Consider the following 16,716-nt stretch of genomic DNA (forward strand, 5'->3'; position numbering starts at 1 on the left):
TAACACGTCGGCGGCGCGTGTTTCGGGCGCGCGGCCGGACGGGCGCGCGCAGGCTTGCCGGGCGGGCGCCCCCTGTCCGTTCGGCGGGGTCGTGCCTGTCCGCTCGGCCAATCTGGCCCCGTCCGCGCGGCGATCGGACACAATACGCACTCCCCCGGCACCACCCGCGCCGGCCCGCTTCAATTCGCCTGAACCGTCACCGGATCGACCTCATGGGATACCCGTTCGCCATCGCCGCCCTCGGCCCGCTGCTGTTCGCGCAGGGGCGCTACGTGCGCCGCGTCACGCCGCGGCTGCCCGAGGCGGCCGGCCCGCGCGACGGCGTCGCCGGCGGCGGCCCGCCGCTGCGCGTGCTGGCGGTCGGCGATTCGGCCGCCGCGGCTTGCCGCGCGGCGCGCGGCGCAGAAAGCCGCGAGCGGAGCCGAGGGCCGAAAGCCGCAAGCCGGATAGTCGCGCGCATGGCGCCCGATCCCGCGCAAATGCCCGCACCCCTTGCGCAGTTGCCGCATCGCCTCGCGCGTTTCGCCCGACGCGTCTGTGCAAGCAGCGGCGCCATGCCAAAATAGCCAGTCGTCTTCGCGCCGCTCCGGCGCGCCATCCTTTAGTTTCCTTCGCAGCCAGGAATTGCCATGTCGTCATTGCTCAGGATTGGTTTGATGGGTTTCGGTTTCGCCGGCGCGACGTTCCACGCGCCCGTGATCGCCACGAGCGGCCGCACTGAAGTCGCCGCGATCGCGACGGGTCAGTCCGATCGCGCGCACGCCGCGTATCCGGGCGCGCGCATCGTCCCCGATCTCGACACGCTGCTCGGCCTCGACGATATCGAGTGCGTGGTGATCGCCACGCCGAACGACACGCACTTCACGCTCGCACGCCAGGTGCTCGAAGCGGGCCGCCACGTGGTCGTCGACAAGCCGGTCACGCTCACCGCCGACGAGGCGCTCGCGCTCGCGCGGCTCGCGAACGCGCGCAGCCGGCTGTTCGCGCCGTTCCACAACCGCCGCTGGGACGGCGATTTCCTCACCGTGCGCCGCGTCGTCGAATCGGGCGAGTTGGGCCGCGTCACCTACTTCGCGTCGCACTTCGACCGCTTCCGGCCGACGCCGCGCACGCGCTGGCGCGAGGAGCCGGCCCGCGGCGGCGGCCTGCTGCTCGACCTCGGCCCGCACCTGATCGACCAGGCGCTCGCGCTGTTCGGCACACCGGACACGGTGAGCGCCACCGTCAAGACGCGCCGCGACAACGGCACGGCGCCCGATTTCGTGCACCTGCTGCTCGGCTATCCGGACAAGGACGTCGCGCTGCATGCAAGCGCGCTGTCGGCGATCGAGCCCGCGCGGTTCACGCTGCACGGCACGCGCGGCAGCTATCAGAAGTTCGGGCTCGACACGCAGGAAGACCAGCTCAAGGCCGGCCTCACCGCGGACGACGTCGAATTCGGCGGCGGCAACCCGCCCGGCCTGCTGCGCGTGCTCGACGGCGACCTTGAAGTCGAACGTCCGGTACCGACGCTCGACGGCCAGTACGCGGAGTTCTACCGCGCGCTCGCCGCGTCGATCCGCGACGGCGCGCCGTTCCCCGTCACCGCGCAGGACGCGGTCGACGTGATGACGATCATCGAGCTCGCCGCGCAGAGCGAACACGACGGCCGCCGGGTGCCGTTCGTGCGCCGTACCGTCTGATGGCCGCCGGCCGGGTCGGTGTCGGCCCGGCCGCCCACCGCGCCACGCCGCCCCGCGTCGGCGGCGGCGCCGGGTCTGCCGCCACACCGACCGCCGGCCGGCCCGGCCCAGCCCCAACATTCCGTTACAAATGGTGCGGGAACGAAAGTCAGCGGTCGTCCGGTCTGACGCGTTTCTCAAAAAGTCGATTCGACACTTATCCGTCAGGAGAATGTGATGCAACGGTTGATTCGCGCAGCGGCATGCTGCGTCCTGGTTTCCTCGCTCGCGGCATGTATCGTGCAGCCGCAGCGGCCGGCCCGGCAGGCGCCTCCGCCACCGCGACCGAATCCGCAGGTCGTCGCGAACGACCGCATGCAGGAGGTCCAGGGCCGGATCGACAACCTGCATCGCCGGATCGACGCGCGCGTGAACGGCGGCTACTACCCGCCGCCGTACGGCGCGCAGCTTCACCACCGCCTCGACGTGATCCGCCAGGAAGCGAACGACATGTCGGCCCAGCACAACGGCGGCCTGTCCGGCGACGAGCAGCGGGTGCTGAACCAGGAACTCGACACGGCCGCGCGCGCGATCGGCGAGTAACGCGCCCGGCGCCTGCCGGCACGAATGAAGCGGCGGCGCCGGCCGCCGCCGCTTGTCGCGAAGCGACATTCTTTTGCTCAAATTGACAATGCCGACCCGCTCGCGTACAGTCGCCCGCACGCGTCGGGAGAGCGTGTGACCGGGTCGTTCCGACACCGGTTGCGCCGCCGAAGGGGCACACCCGCAAACTCTCAGGCAAAAGGACCGACCGCGTCGGGGAACCGCGTCCGCGCACTGCGCGCACGACGCTCCCCGCACTCTGGAGAGCGGCAGTAGCCCGCAGCGCATTGGCTGCGCGGGCAAGCTGCCCACCGAAGGGGCGCGCGTTTGCCGGGCTTTGCCCGCAGCGCAATCTCTCAGGTATCGAGGACAGAGGGGCATGTAACGGATCGCTCGAGGCCATCGGCCGCGGCGGTCGGCACATGGCCGTTCTGATCCGCGCGCAAGCGCCTTGCCTGAGGCCTCGATGACTGCACTGAATCACACCCCGCTCAACGCCGCGCACCGCGCGCTCAATGCCCGCATGGTCGACTTCGGCGGCTGGGACATGCCCGTCAACTACGGCTCGCAGATCGAAGAACACGCTGCCGTGCGCACCGACGCCGGCATGTTCGACGTATCGCACATGTGCGTCGTCGATTTCACCGGCAGCCGCGTGCGCGCGTTCTTCGAGCATGCGATCGCGAACCACGTCGGCAAGCTCAAGACGCCCGGCAAGGCGCTCTACTCGTGCCTGCTCAACCCGCAGGGCGGCGTCATCGACGATCTGATCGTCTACTACTTCACCGAAGAATTCTTCCGCGTGGTCGTCAACGCCGGCACCGCCGAGAAAGACATCGCGTGGTTCAACCAGCTGAACGAGCAAGGCGGCTACGGCCTGACGATCGCGCCGCGCCGCGATTTCGCGATCGTCGCCGTCCAGGGTCCGAACGCCCGCGAGAAGGTCTGGGCGACGGTGCCCGCCGCGCGCGCCGCCACCAGCGAGCTCAAGCCGTTCAACGCCGCGCAGGTCGCCGGCACGCCGTTCGGCGATCTCACCGTTGCACGCACCGGCTACACCGGCGAAGACGGCTTCGAAGTGATCGTCCCGGCCGTGCACGTCGTCGCGCTGTGGGATGCGCTGCGGCAAAACGGCGTGCGTCCGTGCGGGCTCGGCGCGCGCGACACGCTGCGTCTCGAGGCGGGCATGAACCTGTACGGCCAGGACATGGACGACACCGTCTCCCCGCTCGACGCGGGCCTCGCGTGGACGGTCGACCTCACCGCGCCGCGCGACTTCGTCGGCCGCGCCGCGCTGGAAGCCAACGGCACGCGCGCCGCGTTCGTCGGCCTGATCCTGCAGAAGGAGAACGGCAAGGCGGGCGGCGTGCTGCGCGCGCACCAGAAGGTCGTCACGCCGCACGGCGAAGGCGAGATCACGAGCGGCACGTTCTCGCCGTCGATGCAGGAATCGATCGCGTTCGCGCGCGTGCCGACGGCCGTCCAGATCGGCGACACAGTCCAGGTGCAAATTCGAGACAAGAATCTTCCCGCGCGCGTGGTAAAACTGCCGTTCGTGCGCAACGGCAAGGTCCTCGCTGCGTAACGACCGGGAGGCGGCCGGCGCCGCCTCCCGGCCTGCCGGGAGATGGCGCCCGGCGCAACCCCATCCGGCGCACCATGGCGGCGCGCCAGCAAAACGAACACACCCTTTTATCCAGGAGCATCCGATGAGCAACGTCCCGGCCGATCTGAAGTACACCGACGAACACGAGTGGATCCGCACCGAGGCGGACGGCACGCTGACGGTCGGCATCACCGATCACGCGCAGAGCACGCTCGGCGACATCGTCTTCCTCGAGCTGCCCGAAGTCGGCAAGTCGGTGACCGCGGGCGACGCCGTCGGCGTCGTCGAATCGGTGAAGGCGGCATCCGATATCTACTCGCCGGTGTCCGGCGAGATCGTCGCCGTCAACGAAGCCGCCACCGATGCGCCGGAAGAAGTGAACGGCGACGCATACGGCGTGTGGCTGTTCAAGATCAAGCTCGCGGCCGGCGCATCGACCGACAAGCTGATCGACGCCGACGCGTACAGCAAGCTGATCGACTAATTTTCCTTACCCGAACCGCGCGCGGCCGGGCAGCCGGCCCGCGCGGGACCAGAGTCACGCCATGAAGCTCGAACACCCGGACCGCCTGATGAACCGCACGCCCCTCTCGCTCGCCGCGCTCGAAACGCACGACGCGTTCGCAGAACGCCACATCGGCCCCGACGCCGCCAGCCAGCAGGCCATGCTCGACACGCTCGGCTTCGCGTCGCGCGCCGCGCTGATCGACGCCGTGATCCCGGCCTCGATCCGCCGCGCCGAAACGCTGCCGCTCGTCCCGTTCGCGCAGCCGAAGAGCGAGGCTGAAGCCCTCGCCGCGCTGCGTGCGCTCGCGGACAAGAACCAGGTGTTCCGCTCGTACATCGGCCAGGGCTATCACGACACGCATACGCCGGCCGTGATCCTGCGCAACGTGCTCGAAAACCCGGCGTGGTACACGGCCTACACGCCGTACCAGCCCGAAATTTCCCAGGGCCGCCTCGAGGCGCTCCTGAACTTCCAGCAGATGGTCGCCGACCTGACGGGTCTCGCGATCTCGAACGCATCGCTGCTCGACGAAGCCACCGCCGCGGCCGAAGCGATGACGCTGCTGCAGCGCACCGGCAAGCCGAAGTCGAACGTGTTCTACGTGGCCGACGACGTGCTGCCGCAAACCCTTGAAGTGATCCGTACGCGCGCGCTGCCGATCGGCATCGACGTGAAGACGGGCCCGGCCGCCGACGCCGCACAGGCGAACGCATTCGGCGTGCTGCTGCAGTACCCGGGCGTGAACGGCGACGTGCGCGACTACCGCGCGCTCACCGAAGCGATCCACGCGGCCGGCGGCCACGTGGTCGTCGCGGCCGACCTGCTCGCGCTGACCGTGCTGACGCCGCCCGGCGAATGGGGCGCGGACGTCGCGATCGGCAACACGCAGCGCTTTGGCGTACCGATGGGCTTCGGCGGCCCGCACGCCGCTTACCTGGCCGTGCGCGACGAATTCAAGCGCCAGATGCCGGGCCGCCTCGTCGGCGTGACCGTCGATGCGCAAGGCAAGCCCGCGCTGCGTCTCGCGCTGCAGACGCGCGAACAGCACATCCGCCGCGAGAAGGCGACGTCGAACGTGTGTACCGCGCAGGCGCTGCTCGCGATCATGGCCAGCATGTACGCGGTTTACCACGGCCCGCACGGCCTGAAGACGATCGCACTGCGCGTGAACCGCATCGCGGCGCTGTTCGCCGCCGGCGTGAAGCAGCTCGGCTTCGCGACCGTCAACGACACGTTCTTCGATACGCTGACGATCGATACCGGCGCGCGTACCGCGCAGATTCACGCATTCGCGAAGGCGAAGCGCATCAACCTGCGCCGCGTGAGCGACACGCAAGTCGGCGTATCGGTCGACGAAACGACGACGCGCGACGACCTCGCCGATCTCCTCGACGTGTTCGCGCAGGCCGCGGGCGGCACCGCGCCGGCCGTCGATGCGCTGGACGCGGGCCTCGCCGGCGTCGCCGCGCTGCCGGCCGGCCTCGAGCGCACGAGCGCGTACCTGACTCACCCCGTGTTCAACCGCCACCATTCCGAAACCGAAATGCTGCGCTACCTGCGCAGCCTGTCGGACAAGGATCTCGCGCTCGACCGTTCGATGATCCCGCTCGGCTCGTGCACGATGAAGCTGAACGCGACGTCGGAAATGCTGCCGGTCACGTGGCCCGAGTTCGGCGGCATCCACCCGTTCGCGCCGGCCGAGCAGACCGTCGGCTACCGCGAAATGATCGACCAGCTCGAACAGATGCTCGTCGCGGCCACCGGCTACGCGGCCGTGTCGCTGCAGCCGAACGCGGGCTCGCAGGGCGAGTACGCGGGCCTGTTGATCATTCACGCGTACCACGCATCGCGCGGCGAAGGCCATCGCGACGTGTGCCTGATTCCCGCATCCGCGCACGGCACGAATCCGGCGTCCGCGCACATGGCCGGCATGAAGGTCGTGGTCGTCGCCTGCGACGCGCAGGGCAACGTCGACATCGCCGACCTGAAGGCGAAGGCCGAGCAGCATTCGGCGAACCTCGCGGCAATCATGATCACGTATCCGTCGACGCATGGCGTGTTCGAGCAGAACGTCCGCGAGATCTGCGAGATCGTCCACGCGCACGGCGGCCAGGTGTACGTCGACGGCGCGAACATGAACGCGATGGTCGGCCTGACCGCGCCGGGCCAGTTCGGCGGCGACGTGTCGCACCTGAACCTGCACAAGACCTTCTGCATCCCGCACGGCGGCGGCGGCCCGGGTGTCGGCCCGGTCGCGGTCGGCGCGCACCTCGCGAAGTTCCTGCCGAACCAGCGCTCGACCGGCTACGCGCGGGCGGAAGACGGCATCGGCGCGGTGTCGGCCGCGCCGTACGGCTCGGCGTCGATCCTGCCGATCTCGTGGATGTACATCGCGATGATGGGCGCGAAGAACCTGACCGCCGCGACCGAAGCCGCGATCCTCAACGCGAACTACATCGCGAAGCGCCTCGCGCCGCACTATCCGGTGCTGTATTCGGGCCCGGGCGGGCTGGTCGCGCACGAGTGCATTCTCGATCTGCGTCCGATCAAGGAAACGAGCGGCATCAGCGTCGACGACGTCGCGAAACGCCTGATGGACTACGGCTTCCACGCGCCGACGATGAGCTTCCCGGTGCCGGGCACGCTGATGGTCGAGCCGACCGAATCGGAATCGCAGGAAGAACTCGACCGCTTCATCGCCGCGATGATCGCGATCCGCGAGGAAATCCGCGCGGTCGAGGAAGGCCGGGCCGATCGCGAGGACAACCCGCTGCGTCACGCGCCGCACACGGCGGCCGTCGTCACCGCGAACGAATGGCCGCACGCATACTCGCGCGAGCAGGCCGCGTACCCGGTCGCGTCGCTCGGCACGAACAAGTACTGGCCGCCGGTCGGCCGCGCGGACAACGCGTACGGCGACCGCAACCTGTTCTGCTCGTGCGTGCCGATGTCGGATTACGCATAACGCCCGTCCCGCACCGGAGCGTCCGACCGTGACCCCACCGCACGCAGCCGCCGGTTGCGTGCGGTTTTTACGTTCGCCGCCCGGCCAACCGTTTCACGCTCGCCCGCCAATCCGGCTAACATCACACGCGATCCAGCCAATGAAGGAGTTCCGCATGGTGCGTCCGATGTTTCCGGGCCAAGGTGCAGCGGCGCGGCGGCCGCGCCCGCGCGCAGGCCGCTACGTGCCGATGCTCGTCGCCGCGCTGTCGCTGGCCGCTGCCGGCCTCGGCATGTCCGGCAGTGCGCGCGCGGCGATGAATTTCTGCGCGGCGCCGGCGCTGCAGTCGAGCGAGACGACGCACGCCGAGCCAGGCGTGCAGGCGCTGATTCGCAGCGTCGACGCGCGTATCGGCGAGCAGCCGAAGGCGATGGCGCGCGTGCACACCGAGGGCACGCTGCCGCATGAAGGCATCTACGACCAGAGCGAAGCCGCGCTCAAGGACATGGACCTGATGCGCGATGCGGCGCTCGCGTGGCGCGTGACGAACGCGCCGCGCTACCTGCAACTCGTCGACCGCTTCCTGTCCGCGTGGGTCTCGACCTACCAGCCGAGCTTCAACCCGATCGACGAGACGCGCTTCGACAGCCTGATCGTCGCGTACGACATGACCGCGAGCGCGCTGCCGGTGAAGACGCGCAACGCGACGGCCGCGTTCATCGCGAAGCTCGGCGCCGGTTATGTCGCGCAGGTCGACGCGCAGAAGCGCCCGCTCACCGGCACCTGGCGCAACAACTGGCAGAGCCACCGGATCAAGCTGATCGCGCTGTCCGCGTTCACGCTCGGCGACCGCAAGATGATGAACGCCGCGCAGCGGCTGTTCGTCGAGCATCTCGCCGACAACATCGGCCCGGACGGCAAGACCTGGGATTTCGAGGAACGCGACGCGCTGCATTACGCGGTCTACGATCTGCAGCCGCTGGTGACGGCCGCGCTCGCCGCGCGCCGCTTCAACCGCAACTGGCTGCGCGAGCGCGGCGCGAACGGCGCGACGCTCGCGGCCGCGCTCGACTGGCTCGTGCCGTACGCGCTCGGCGAGAAAACCCACGAGGAATTCGTGAATTCGCCGGTGCCGTTCGACGCGAAGCGCCGCGAGGCCGGCTTGCCGGGCTACACGGGGCAGTGGGACCCGAAAAACGCCACCGAACTCTTTCATCTGGCCGCGCGGCTCGACGGGCGCTACGCCCGCGTCGCGCAGCAGCTTTCCCCAACGCCGCCCGCATGGCTCGCCGCGTGCCTGCCATTGCAGGCGCGCTAGCACCATTCTTACAGCAAGGCAGGTATCGAAATGGCAGTCAGCGTGTTTGACCTCTTCAAGATCGGCATCGGTCCGTCCAGTTCGCACACGGTGGGACCGATGCGCGCGGCGCTGATGTTCGTCCAGGGCCTCGAGCGCGACGGGCTGCTCGACGCGACGGCCCACGTGAAGGTCGAGCTGTACGGCTCGCTGGGCGCCACCGGCAAGGGCCACGGCACCGACCGCGGCGTGATGCTCGGCCTGCTCGGCGACGCGCCCGACACCGTCGATCCCGACACGATCGACGCGCGGCTCGACGATGTCCGCAAGACGAAGCAACTCGCGCTGCTCGGCACGCATCCGGTGCCGTTCGTGCTGAAGGAGAACATCGCGTTCTACCGCCAGGCGCTGCCCGAACACCCGAACGCGATGAAGCTGCGCGCGAGCGACGCGAACGGCGCGGTGCTGGTCGAGCGCACCTACTTGTCGGTCGGCGGCGGCTTCGTCGTGACGGCCGGCGCCCCGAACACCAAGGTGCTGAGCGCGGCCGAGCAGATGACGCACCCGTTTCGCACCGGCGCGGAGTTGCTCGCGCTGACCGCGTCGACCGGCAAGTCGATCGCGCAGCTGATGTGGGAAAACGAGCGCGCGTGGCACACCGACGAAGAAACGCGCGACGGGCTGCTGAAGATCTGGGCCGTGATGCAGTCGTGCGTGTCGCGCGGCTGCGGGATCGGCAATCCCGACGCCGACGGCAACCTGCCCGGCCCGTTCCAGGTCAAGCGCCGCGCGCCGCAGCTATACCGCACGCTGACGGGCAGCCCGGAGCGCGCGCTGCAGGACCCGCTGTCGATGATCGACTGGATCAACCTGTACGCGATCGCGGTCAACGAGGAAAACGCGGCCGGCGGCCGCGTCGTCACCGCGCCGACCAACGGCGCGGCCGGCATCATCCCGGCCGTGCTGCACTACTACACGCGCTTCACGCCCGGCGCGAACGAACAGGGCGTAATCGACTTCCTGCTGACGGCCGCCGCGATCGGGATCCTTTACAAGCTCAACGCATCGATCTCGGGCGCGGAAGTAGGCTGCCAGGGTGAAGTGGGCGTGGCCTGCTCGATGGCGGCCGGCGCGCTCGCGGCCGTGCTCGGCGGCACGCCGCAGCAGGTCGAGAACGCGGCCGAGATCGGGATGGAACACAACCTCGGCCTGACCTGCGACCCGGTCGGCGGGATGGTGCAGATCCCGTGCATCGAGCGCAACGCGATGGCGTCGGTGAAGGCCGTCAACGCGGCGCGCATGGCGCTGCGCGGCGACGGCTCCCACTACGTGTCGCTCGACTCCGTGATCAAGACCATGCGCGAGACGGGCGCCGACATGAAGACCAAGTACAAGGAAACGTCGCGCGGCGGGCTGGCGGTGAATATCGTCGAGTGCTGATGTCCGGCCCGGCGGCGGCGCGGGGTGGATCGATACCCCGCATTGCCGCCGGGCATGGCGCCCGACGCTAGTCGTTCAGCCAGTTCTCCAGTCGCAACCCCGGATAGCTGACGAAATCCCGCTCGTTGTTGGTGACGAGGACGACATCGAGCGACACCGCATGCGCGGCGATCAATTTGTCGAGGTGATCCTTCTTCCGCTCGCGAGTCGCCTCCCGGATCGGACCATACGCTTGCGCTGCCGGGGCGTCGAAAGGCGCGACGGGAATGTCCTCGATCAATGCGGCGAGATTGCGGCGCTCCCGGGTGGGGCTCGCACATGCGGTCACGCCGTACTCGAGTTCCGCATAGGTGATCGCCGACATGACGACGTCGCCCGTGTAGCACTGCGCAAATCGTCTCGCGACCTGCTCCGGCTGATTTTTCATCAGATAGATGCACATGTTGGTGTCGAGCATGAAGCGCGGCATCACAAACCCTCGCGTTCGGCCTGCTCCTGGTCGCCGCGTCCTTCTGTCATGAAGTCCGGCCCGAATTTCGCGAACTTCTCCAGTACCTGAGTCAAAGGCCGCCGCATCGGCCGAATGCGGATTTCGTCACCGACGCGCTCGATTTCCAGTTCGATATCGCTGCGCTCATAGGCAAGGTCCGCAGGAATACGCACGGCCTGCGAGTTGCCGTTCCTGAATACCCTCGTGGTATGCATGTCGATCTCCGATCGGATGTACATTGTATGTACATTATCCGATGCGGGCCGAGATGTAAATCCATGTGTGTACATAACAGGTACTCCTTCGGCTGACGAGCCGGCAATGAATACGCACATCACGGCCACTGCCGCCGCGCATGCAGCACGCGGAGAATCTCCACGATGCCCTCGGCCGGCCGGAGGCGATAGACGAGCACATAGTTCGGCGCGATCACCAGCTCGCGCGTGCCGGCCACCCGCCCTTGCCGATACAACTCGGTATGGGCCGGTAGCGCCGCCGCCCTTTCTTCCAGCAGTTCGTCGAGTTCGAGCGCGGCCAGCGGGTCGTCCTCGGCGATGTATTCCATGATCGCGGCGCGATCCTCGTACGCCTTCGGATTCCAGTGCAACGCGAGGGTCAAGAAGCATCCCCGCGCTTGCCCGCAAGCCGCTCACGCAACGCCGCACGGCGCGATGCGAAGTCGGCGCTGACTTCGGCGTCCGGAATCGACGCACGCGGGTCATCCAGCGCCTGCTGCACCTGCTCGCGAAACCAGCGATCGTGAGCCACCGCCTCGTGTGCCGCCTTCAACGCCGCCGCACGATCGGGTCGGGTCGCCCGCCCGGCCGCGTCCGGGTCGAATGCCGACGCATCCACATCGAACCGGTTGATGCCGATGTCGCGCAGAAAGCCGACCAGCGTTTCAAAACGGCGAAACACCCGCACGTCGCCGCGCTTGGCCGACAGGAAGCGCTCGTGCGCGCCGCACCGGGCCGACAGCGCCCAGCCGTTGCCGCAACCGACCACGCGGGCCGCACGCACCGCGCCGGCTTCGATCAGCTCCGTCAGCGTCTTTTGATCGATCGTTTCGGTCGTCATGGCTCTCGCCCCTTCTCCACTCGTTCGCTGAAATTTTACTATTGAACGGAACCCCACTTTATTGTTATTTGGGATGCCCTCTTTTCGGATCGAGACAAGCGCCAGCCCGCCATCCATAGCGCTCACTTTCCGTCTTCGCACAAGCATGCACAAGCTGGCCGGATGGCCAACCGAAGCCAGCACGCAATCCCCGAACCGCCCAGCGTTCCGACACTTTTCAGCCGCCGTCGCACCGGCCCACGGCCAACCGGCGTAAGCTGTACGTCCCGCTACCCAGGGAGACGGCAGCCCATGTCGCATTCCAAGGATCTCGAGCCGCGCGCCACCACCGGTGCGCGACTGCTCGTCGATGCGTTGCTCGCCAACCACGTGGAACGCGTGTTCTGCGTGCCGGGCGAGAGCTTCCTCGCCGTGCTCGATGCGCTCGCGGACGACACCGCCCGCATCCAGACGGTCGTCTGCCGCCACGAGGCGGCCGCCGCGAACATGGCCGAAGCGGTCGGCAAGCTGACCGGCCGCCCCGGCATCGCGTTCGTCACGCGCGGGCCCGGCGCGACCCATGCGTCGATCGGCGTGCACACCGCGTTCCAGGATTCGACGCCGATGATCCTGTTCGTCGGCCAGTGCGCACGCGAACACCTCGACCGCGAAGCGTTCCAGGAAATCGACTACCGCCGGATGTTCGGCCAGATGGCCAAATGGGTCGCGCAGATCGACGACCCGCGCCGTATCCCCGAATACCTGAGCCACGCGTTCCACGTCGCGACGTCCGGCCGGCCCGGCCCGGTCGTGCTCGCGTTGCCCGAGGACGTGCTGTCCGACGCATGCGCGCCGCAGCCCGTCGTGCCGGCCGCGAAACGCATCGCGGCCGCGCCGTCGGCCGCGCAGCTCGACGAGCTGCGCGAGCGGCTCGCGCGCGCGGAGCGGCCGTTCGCGATCGTCGGCGGCAGCGGCTGGACGCCGGACGCGTGCGCGAACCTGCGCACCTTCGTCGAACGCTGGCAATTGCCGGTCGCATGCGCGTTCCGCTTCCAGGACACGATCGACAACGCGCACCCGAACTACGCGGGCGACGTCGGGCTCGGGATCAACCCCGCGCTCGCGAAACGCATCCGCGACGCCGACCTGCTGCTCGTGATCGGGCCGCGCCTCGGCGAAGCGACGACGGGCGGCTACACGCTGCTCGACATCCCGAAAACGCGCCAGACGCTGATCCACGTGCATCAGGGCGCGGACGAGCTCGGCCGCGTGTACGCCGCCGACCTGCCGATCGTGTCGGGCATGCCCGAGATCGCCGCGCCGCTGGCCGCGCTCGAACCGCCCGAGCGGCCTGCATGGGCCGGCGCGGCCGCCGACGCGCACCGCGCGTACCGCGAATGGCATGCGCCGCTGCCGATGCCCGGCAACGTGCAGCTCGGCGACGTGATGGTGCAGTTGCGCGAGCGCCTGCCGCACGACGCGATCCTGACCAACGGCGCGGGCAACTATGCGATCTGGCTGCATCGCCACTTCGCGTACCGGCATTTCCGCTCGCAGCTCGCGCCAACGAGCGGCGCGATGGGCTACGGGCTGCCGGCCGCGCTCGCCGCGAAATCGCTGTATCCGCAGCGCGCCGTCGTCGCGCTCGCCGGCGACGGCTGCTTCATGATGGCCGGCAACGAGCTCGCGACCGCGATGCAATACGGGCTGAACATCGTCGCGATCGTCGTCAACAACGGCCATTTCGGCACGATCCGCATGCATCAGGAGCGCAATTACCCGGGCCGCGTGCACGGCACGGGGCTCACGAATCCGGATTTCGCCGCGTATGCGCGTGCGTTCGGCGCGCATGGCGAGACGGTCGAGCGCACCGCCGATTTCGCGCCCGCGCTCGAACGCGCGCTGACCTGCGGACTGCCCGCGGTGATCGAGATCCGCATCCCGCAAGACGCCAGCACGCCGGCCGCGACGCTCGAGCAGATCCGCGAGCAGGGCCGCCGCGCGCGCGGCGCATGACGATGGTGAACATGCACGCCGCGCCGCCCGTCGCCGCGCTGTCGCACGACGACGCGCTGGCCTGCCCCGGCACGCTGCTCGCGCCCGACGGCACGCTCGTCGCGCCGTACGACCTCGAATACGGCGACGTGCGCGCCGAAGGCTACGTGGCGGCGGCGCCGGCGCTCGGCCTGCTGCACGCCGCGCACCGGCCGTTCCGGCTCGATCACGGCGATAAGCGGCACGTGCACGTGATCAACGGGATGGGTGTCGCGCTCGGCGATTCGGTGATCGGGCTGACGGCCGTCGCCGCGCTGCGTGCGACCCATGCGGATCTCCGCTTCACGCTGTACCGGCCGGCGCGCGCGCCGCGCTACGTCGATGCGCTGTATGCGCTCGCGGCCGACGTGGTCGCGCCGTCACGCGCATTGCCGTGCCCCGCCGACGCGCTGCCCGCCGACGCGCACTGCATCGACGTCGGCAATCACCTGTACTGGCCCGCGTTCGCGCGGCTGCCGATGATCGATTTCTTCCTCGACGCGCTCGGCGTCGATCCAGACGCCGTGCCGGTCGCCGCGAAGCGCAATCGCTGGCTTGCGCGGCTATCGCTGCCCGCGCTGCCGGCCGGGTGGCAGCGGCCGTACGTGCTGTTCTGCCCGAATGCGAGCACCGCGGTGCGCAGCGTGCCGCCCGCGCTGCGCGTCGCGTTCGTGGAACGGCTCGCGCGGCGTTACGGGCTGCCGGTGGTGGGGTTCGGCCCGATCGCGCATCCCGCTTACGTGGATGTGAGCCGCGACGCGACCGACACCGCGCGCTTCATCGCGTGGGTCAAGGGCGCGAGCCTGCTGTTCGCGCCGGACACGGCGGCCGTGCACCTCGCCGACGGTTTCGACGTGCCGACAATCGCATGCTTCACGACGATCGGGCCGGCCTTGCGCGTGCGCGACTATCCGCATTGCGTGCCGGTCACGCTCGACGTGCCGGCCGCGTTGCACGGGCTGCATCGCAGCGAGCGGCCGGACGATCTCGCGGCGGTCGAAGCCGCGTATCGCGCAATCGACTGGGACGCGCTGGCGTGGCCCGCCCCGCGCGACGGGGCAGCGCCAACCATCTGAGCAAAGCGGCGCGGCGCAAGCGCGACGATCGAACCGGCGGCAGCCCGCACGCCGCGCCAGCACCGGTGCCGCTTCGCCCACCCGCCTGATCCCGCCAGGCTTTTACCGGCCACGCGAGCGAAGTGGGCGCGGCGGCAAGCGGAACGGTCGAACCGCCAACGCCGCTCCGGCCGCCCGGCTCACCGCGCCGCGCCCCTCACGCGCGATCGCGCAGCGTCTCCGACGGCCGCTTGCCGAACAGGCGCCGGTAATCGGTCGCGAACTGGCTCAGATGCCAGAAGCCCCACGCCTCCGCGACGTCCTGCACCGAGCCGGCCGCGCGCCCGCACAGGTCGCGCCGCGCGCCGTTCAGCCGCAGCGTGCGCAGGTAGGTCGCGGGCGCCATCCCGAGCACGTCCTGGAAGCAGTACTGCAGCGTGCGCCGGCTCACGTGCAACTGCTCGCACAGCTCGGGCACGCCGACCGGCCGCGTGCGGTGCGCGAGCACGTAGTCGCGCGCCTGGTCGACGATCCAGCGGCGCGTCGACGGCGCCGCGCCGCCGCCGTCGTCGGCCGGTTGCGCGCACGCATCGAACAGCGCGGCCAGCACTTCGGCCTGCAGGTCGTCGCGCTGCGCATCGGGCAGCGGGCCGGCCATCGCCACCGCGCCGTCGAGCCGGCGGCCGAGCAGCGCGCACAGGCGCGCGAGCCGCGCGTCGCCGACCTGCATCACGCGCTGCGTGAACAGCCGCTCGTCGAGCGCGCGGTGCTCGACTTCCTCCGCGTAGCGGCGCAGCACGTCGCCGCGCACGACGACGCCGTAGATCGAGAACTGCGCGGGCGTCACGAGTTCGAATTCGACGTTGCCGGGCCGGAACGCGAGCGCGCCGGGGCCGATGCGGCATGCATCGACGCGCGCCGAGCCGTCGCACACGAGCGGGATGCCGAACCAGTACGCGTCGCCGCGCACTTCGCACGCCTGGCGCAGCAGATGGCTGGTCGATTCGCGAAACAGCTTCATCGTATCGAGCGGCAGCTCGGTCAGCGTGCCGACGAAGCGGCCGGCCGCGAGCTGGTCGTAGGTTTGCCGCCAGCCGATCAGGTTGCGCGCCTGCTCGTCCGCATCGTGCGCGACGCTGACGACGGCCTGCCCGGCGAACGCGTCGTCGCCCAGCGCGCTGCGCCGCGTGTCCTCGGCGGTCGGTTCTTCCGTATACGCCACGTGTTGATTCATCGTGTCCTCCCTCACCTGCGCGGAACCCTGCGTGTCACGCAAGTCCCGTGCCGAACCGCACGGCCCGGCGAGCAAGCCGCCATTGCACGCTGTCCGGCCGATGCGCGCCATGCGGGCGCACCCGAAGGCGGCATGCCGCGCACGCCGCCGGTGCGATCCGCGCGGCGAGCGCGCACGCGCGCCGCCGCCCGCGCCCGGATACCGGCTACCGGGCCGGCTTCAGCCGCACGACCCGCGTGCCGCAATTGCCGTATGCCTGCGCGATCGCCAGTTCGACGATCGCGCTGCCCGCTGCCCACGGCGCCGCGTCCGCTTCCGGCAGATCGGCGCGCAGCGTGGCGCGACCGTTGATCCGGTAGCGCAGGCCGCGCACGACATCGACGAACAGCAATCCGACGCCACGGCCGTCGCAGGCGGCCGCGTCGATCCGGCCGCCGCCGCCGTCAGGCGCGGCCGGCAACGCGAACCGCAGCGTCTTCGTATCGATCACGCGCACCACGGGCAGCAGATCACCGTTCGCGTCGCGCCGGCTCTGCACGATGTCGCAGGTCATCGAGGCACCCGCGGCGGATGCCATGCCGACGAACATGAACGGCTGCGATTCGACGAACTGCCGCACACCGACGCTCAATCGGGTCGTCACGACGTCGCTCATGCGCTCGGCTTCGTCGGCGACGCCGAAGCGGTGTTGCGCGTCGAGTTCGCCCGGATGGAAGACCGGGTGACGCGGAAAGGATCGGGGCGGTTCTGCCATGCTGAGGGGGGCGTCGCATCGGCGCGCCGTGCCG

At 69.6% G+C, this 16,716-nt stretch carries 15 protein-coding genes, 1 pseudogene and 2 riboswitches; of the genes and pseudogenes, 10 read left to right on the forward strand and 6 right to left on the reverse strand.

Annotated elements, in window-relative coordinates; translation table 11 throughout:
* Window positions 1-212: 212 nt before the first annotated feature.
* From A9Z05_RS34725 to A9Z05_RS14840, 8 genes and pseudogenes are all read left to right on the forward strand, one after another.
* Window positions 213-395 (forward strand): annotated as a pseudogene (locus tag A9Z05_RS34725) (SGNH/GDSL hydrolase family protein); the annotation flags it as partial.
* A 234-nt stretch (window positions 396-629) separates the two neighbouring features.
* Window positions 630-1,682 carry an oxidoreductase gene (locus A9Z05_RS14810; protein ID WP_069618750.1) on the forward strand — a complete coding sequence of 351 codons (1,053 nt, stop codon included), beginning with the start codon at window positions 630-632 and terminating at the stop codon, window positions 1,680-1,682.
* Between the two features lie 216 nt (window positions 1,683-1,898).
* On the forward strand, window positions 1,899-2,264 hold the full coding sequence (locus A9Z05_RS14815; protein ID WP_027811833.1) for a hypothetical protein: 366 nt from the start codon (window positions 1,899-1,901) through the stop codon (window positions 2,262-2,264).
* A gap of 114 nt (window positions 2,265-2,378) precedes the next feature.
* A riboswitch (glycine riboswitch) is annotated at window positions 2,379-2,482 on the forward strand.
* A 31-nt stretch (window positions 2,483-2,513) separates the two neighbouring features.
* Window positions 2,514-2,647, forward strand: a riboswitch (glycine riboswitch).
* An 83-nt stretch (window positions 2,648-2,730) separates the two neighbouring features.
* Entirely contained in the window at window positions 2,731-3,849 is a 1,119-nt protein-coding gene (gene gcvT / locus A9Z05_RS14820; RefSeq protein WP_069618751.1) for a glycine cleavage system aminomethyltransferase GcvT, read from the forward strand.
* A gap of 124 nt (window positions 3,850-3,973) precedes the next feature.
* The gene (gene gcvH / locus A9Z05_RS14825) at window positions 3,974-4,354 is read left to right on the forward strand and encodes a glycine cleavage system protein GcvH (RefSeq protein ID WP_069618752.1); all 381 of its coding nucleotides are present in this window, start codon (window positions 3,974-3,976) and stop codon (window positions 4,352-4,354) included.
* A 61-nt stretch (window positions 4,355-4,415) separates the two neighbouring features.
* Window positions 4,416-7,343, forward strand: coding sequence for an aminomethyl-transferring glycine dehydrogenase (gene gcvP / locus A9Z05_RS14830; protein ID WP_069618753.1), 2,928 nt, complete (start codon window positions 4,416-4,418; stop codon window positions 7,341-7,343).
* A 154-nt stretch (window positions 7,344-7,497) separates the two neighbouring features.
* Window positions 7,498-8,640, forward strand: coding sequence for an alginate lyase family protein (locus A9Z05_RS14835; RefSeq protein WP_069618754.1), 1,143 nt, complete (start codon window positions 7,498-7,500; stop codon window positions 8,638-8,640).
* A gap of 30 nt (window positions 8,641-8,670) precedes the next feature.
* Entirely contained in the window at window positions 8,671-10,059 is a 1,389-nt protein-coding gene (locus tag A9Z05_RS14840; protein WP_069618755.1) for an L-serine ammonia-lyase, read from the forward strand.
* Window positions 10,060-10,126: 67 nt separating this feature from the next.
* Here the strand turns inward: A9Z05_RS14840 and A9Z05_RS14845 are convergent, their stop codons facing one another.
* The 4 genes from A9Z05_RS14845 to A9Z05_RS14860 all read right to left on the reverse strand — a co-directional run bounded on the left by A9Z05_RS14845 (window position 10,127) and on the right by A9Z05_RS14860 (window position 11,626).
* The gene (locus tag A9Z05_RS14845) at window positions 10,127-10,528 is read right to left on the reverse strand and encodes a type II toxin-antitoxin system VapC family toxin (protein WP_069618756.1); all 402 of its coding nucleotides are present in this window, start codon (window positions 10,526-10,528) and stop codon (window positions 10,127-10,129) included.
* Window positions 10,528-10,764 (reverse strand): type II toxin-antitoxin system VapB family antitoxin, encoded by a 237-nt coding sequence (gene vapB / locus A9Z05_RS14850; RefSeq protein ID WP_069618836.1) that lies wholly within the window; start codon window positions 10,762-10,764, stop codon window positions 10,528-10,530. The genes A9Z05_RS14845 and vapB overlap by 1 nt, the downstream gene beginning before the upstream one ends.
* Before the next feature lie 119 nt (window positions 10,765-10,883).
* Entirely contained in the window at window positions 10,884-11,168 is a 285-nt protein-coding gene (locus A9Z05_RS14855) for a type II toxin-antitoxin system RelE/ParE family toxin (protein WP_069618757.1), read from the reverse strand.
* Window positions 11,165-11,626, reverse strand: a complete 462-nt coding sequence (locus A9Z05_RS14860; protein WP_069618758.1) for a hypothetical protein — start codon at window positions 11,624-11,626, stop codon at window positions 11,165-11,167. Before A9Z05_RS14860 ends, A9Z05_RS14855 begins: the two co-directional genes overlap by 4 nt.
* Before the next feature lie 291 nt (window positions 11,627-11,917).
* Between A9Z05_RS14860 and A9Z05_RS14865 the strand changes: the two genes are divergently transcribed.
* Window positions 11,918-13,621 (forward strand): thiamine pyrophosphate-binding protein, encoded by a 1,704-nt coding sequence (locus A9Z05_RS14865; protein ID WP_069618759.1) that lies wholly within the window; start codon window positions 11,918-11,920, stop codon window positions 13,619-13,621.
* On the forward strand, window positions 13,618-14,715 hold the full coding sequence (locus A9Z05_RS14870) for an ADP-heptose--LPS heptosyltransferase (protein WP_069618760.1): 1,098 nt from the start codon (window positions 13,618-13,620) through the stop codon (window positions 14,713-14,715). The genes A9Z05_RS14865 and A9Z05_RS14870 overlap by 4 nt, the downstream gene beginning before the upstream one ends.
* Window positions 14,716-14,911: 196 nt before the next feature.
* Here the strand turns inward: A9Z05_RS14870 and A9Z05_RS14875 are convergent, their stop codons facing one another.
* Both A9Z05_RS14875 and A9Z05_RS14880 read right to left on the reverse strand, forming a co-directional pair.
* Window positions 14,912-15,928 carry a helix-turn-helix domain-containing protein gene (locus tag A9Z05_RS14875; protein WP_069618761.1) on the reverse strand — a complete coding sequence of 339 codons (1,017 nt, stop codon included), beginning with the start codon at window positions 15,926-15,928 and terminating at the stop codon, window positions 14,912-14,914.
* A 205-nt stretch (window positions 15,929-16,133) separates the two neighbouring features.
* Window positions 16,134-16,682, reverse strand: coding sequence for a hypothetical protein (locus tag A9Z05_RS14880; protein WP_069618762.1), 549 nt, complete (start codon window positions 16,680-16,682; stop codon window positions 16,134-16,136).
* Between the last annotated feature and the right edge of the window lie 34 nt (window positions 16,683-16,716).

This window comes from Burkholderia sp. A2, from assembly GCF_001729305.1.
Classification (GTDB): domain Bacteria; phylum Pseudomonadota; class Gammaproteobacteria; order Burkholderiales; family Burkholderiaceae; genus Burkholderia; species Burkholderia sola.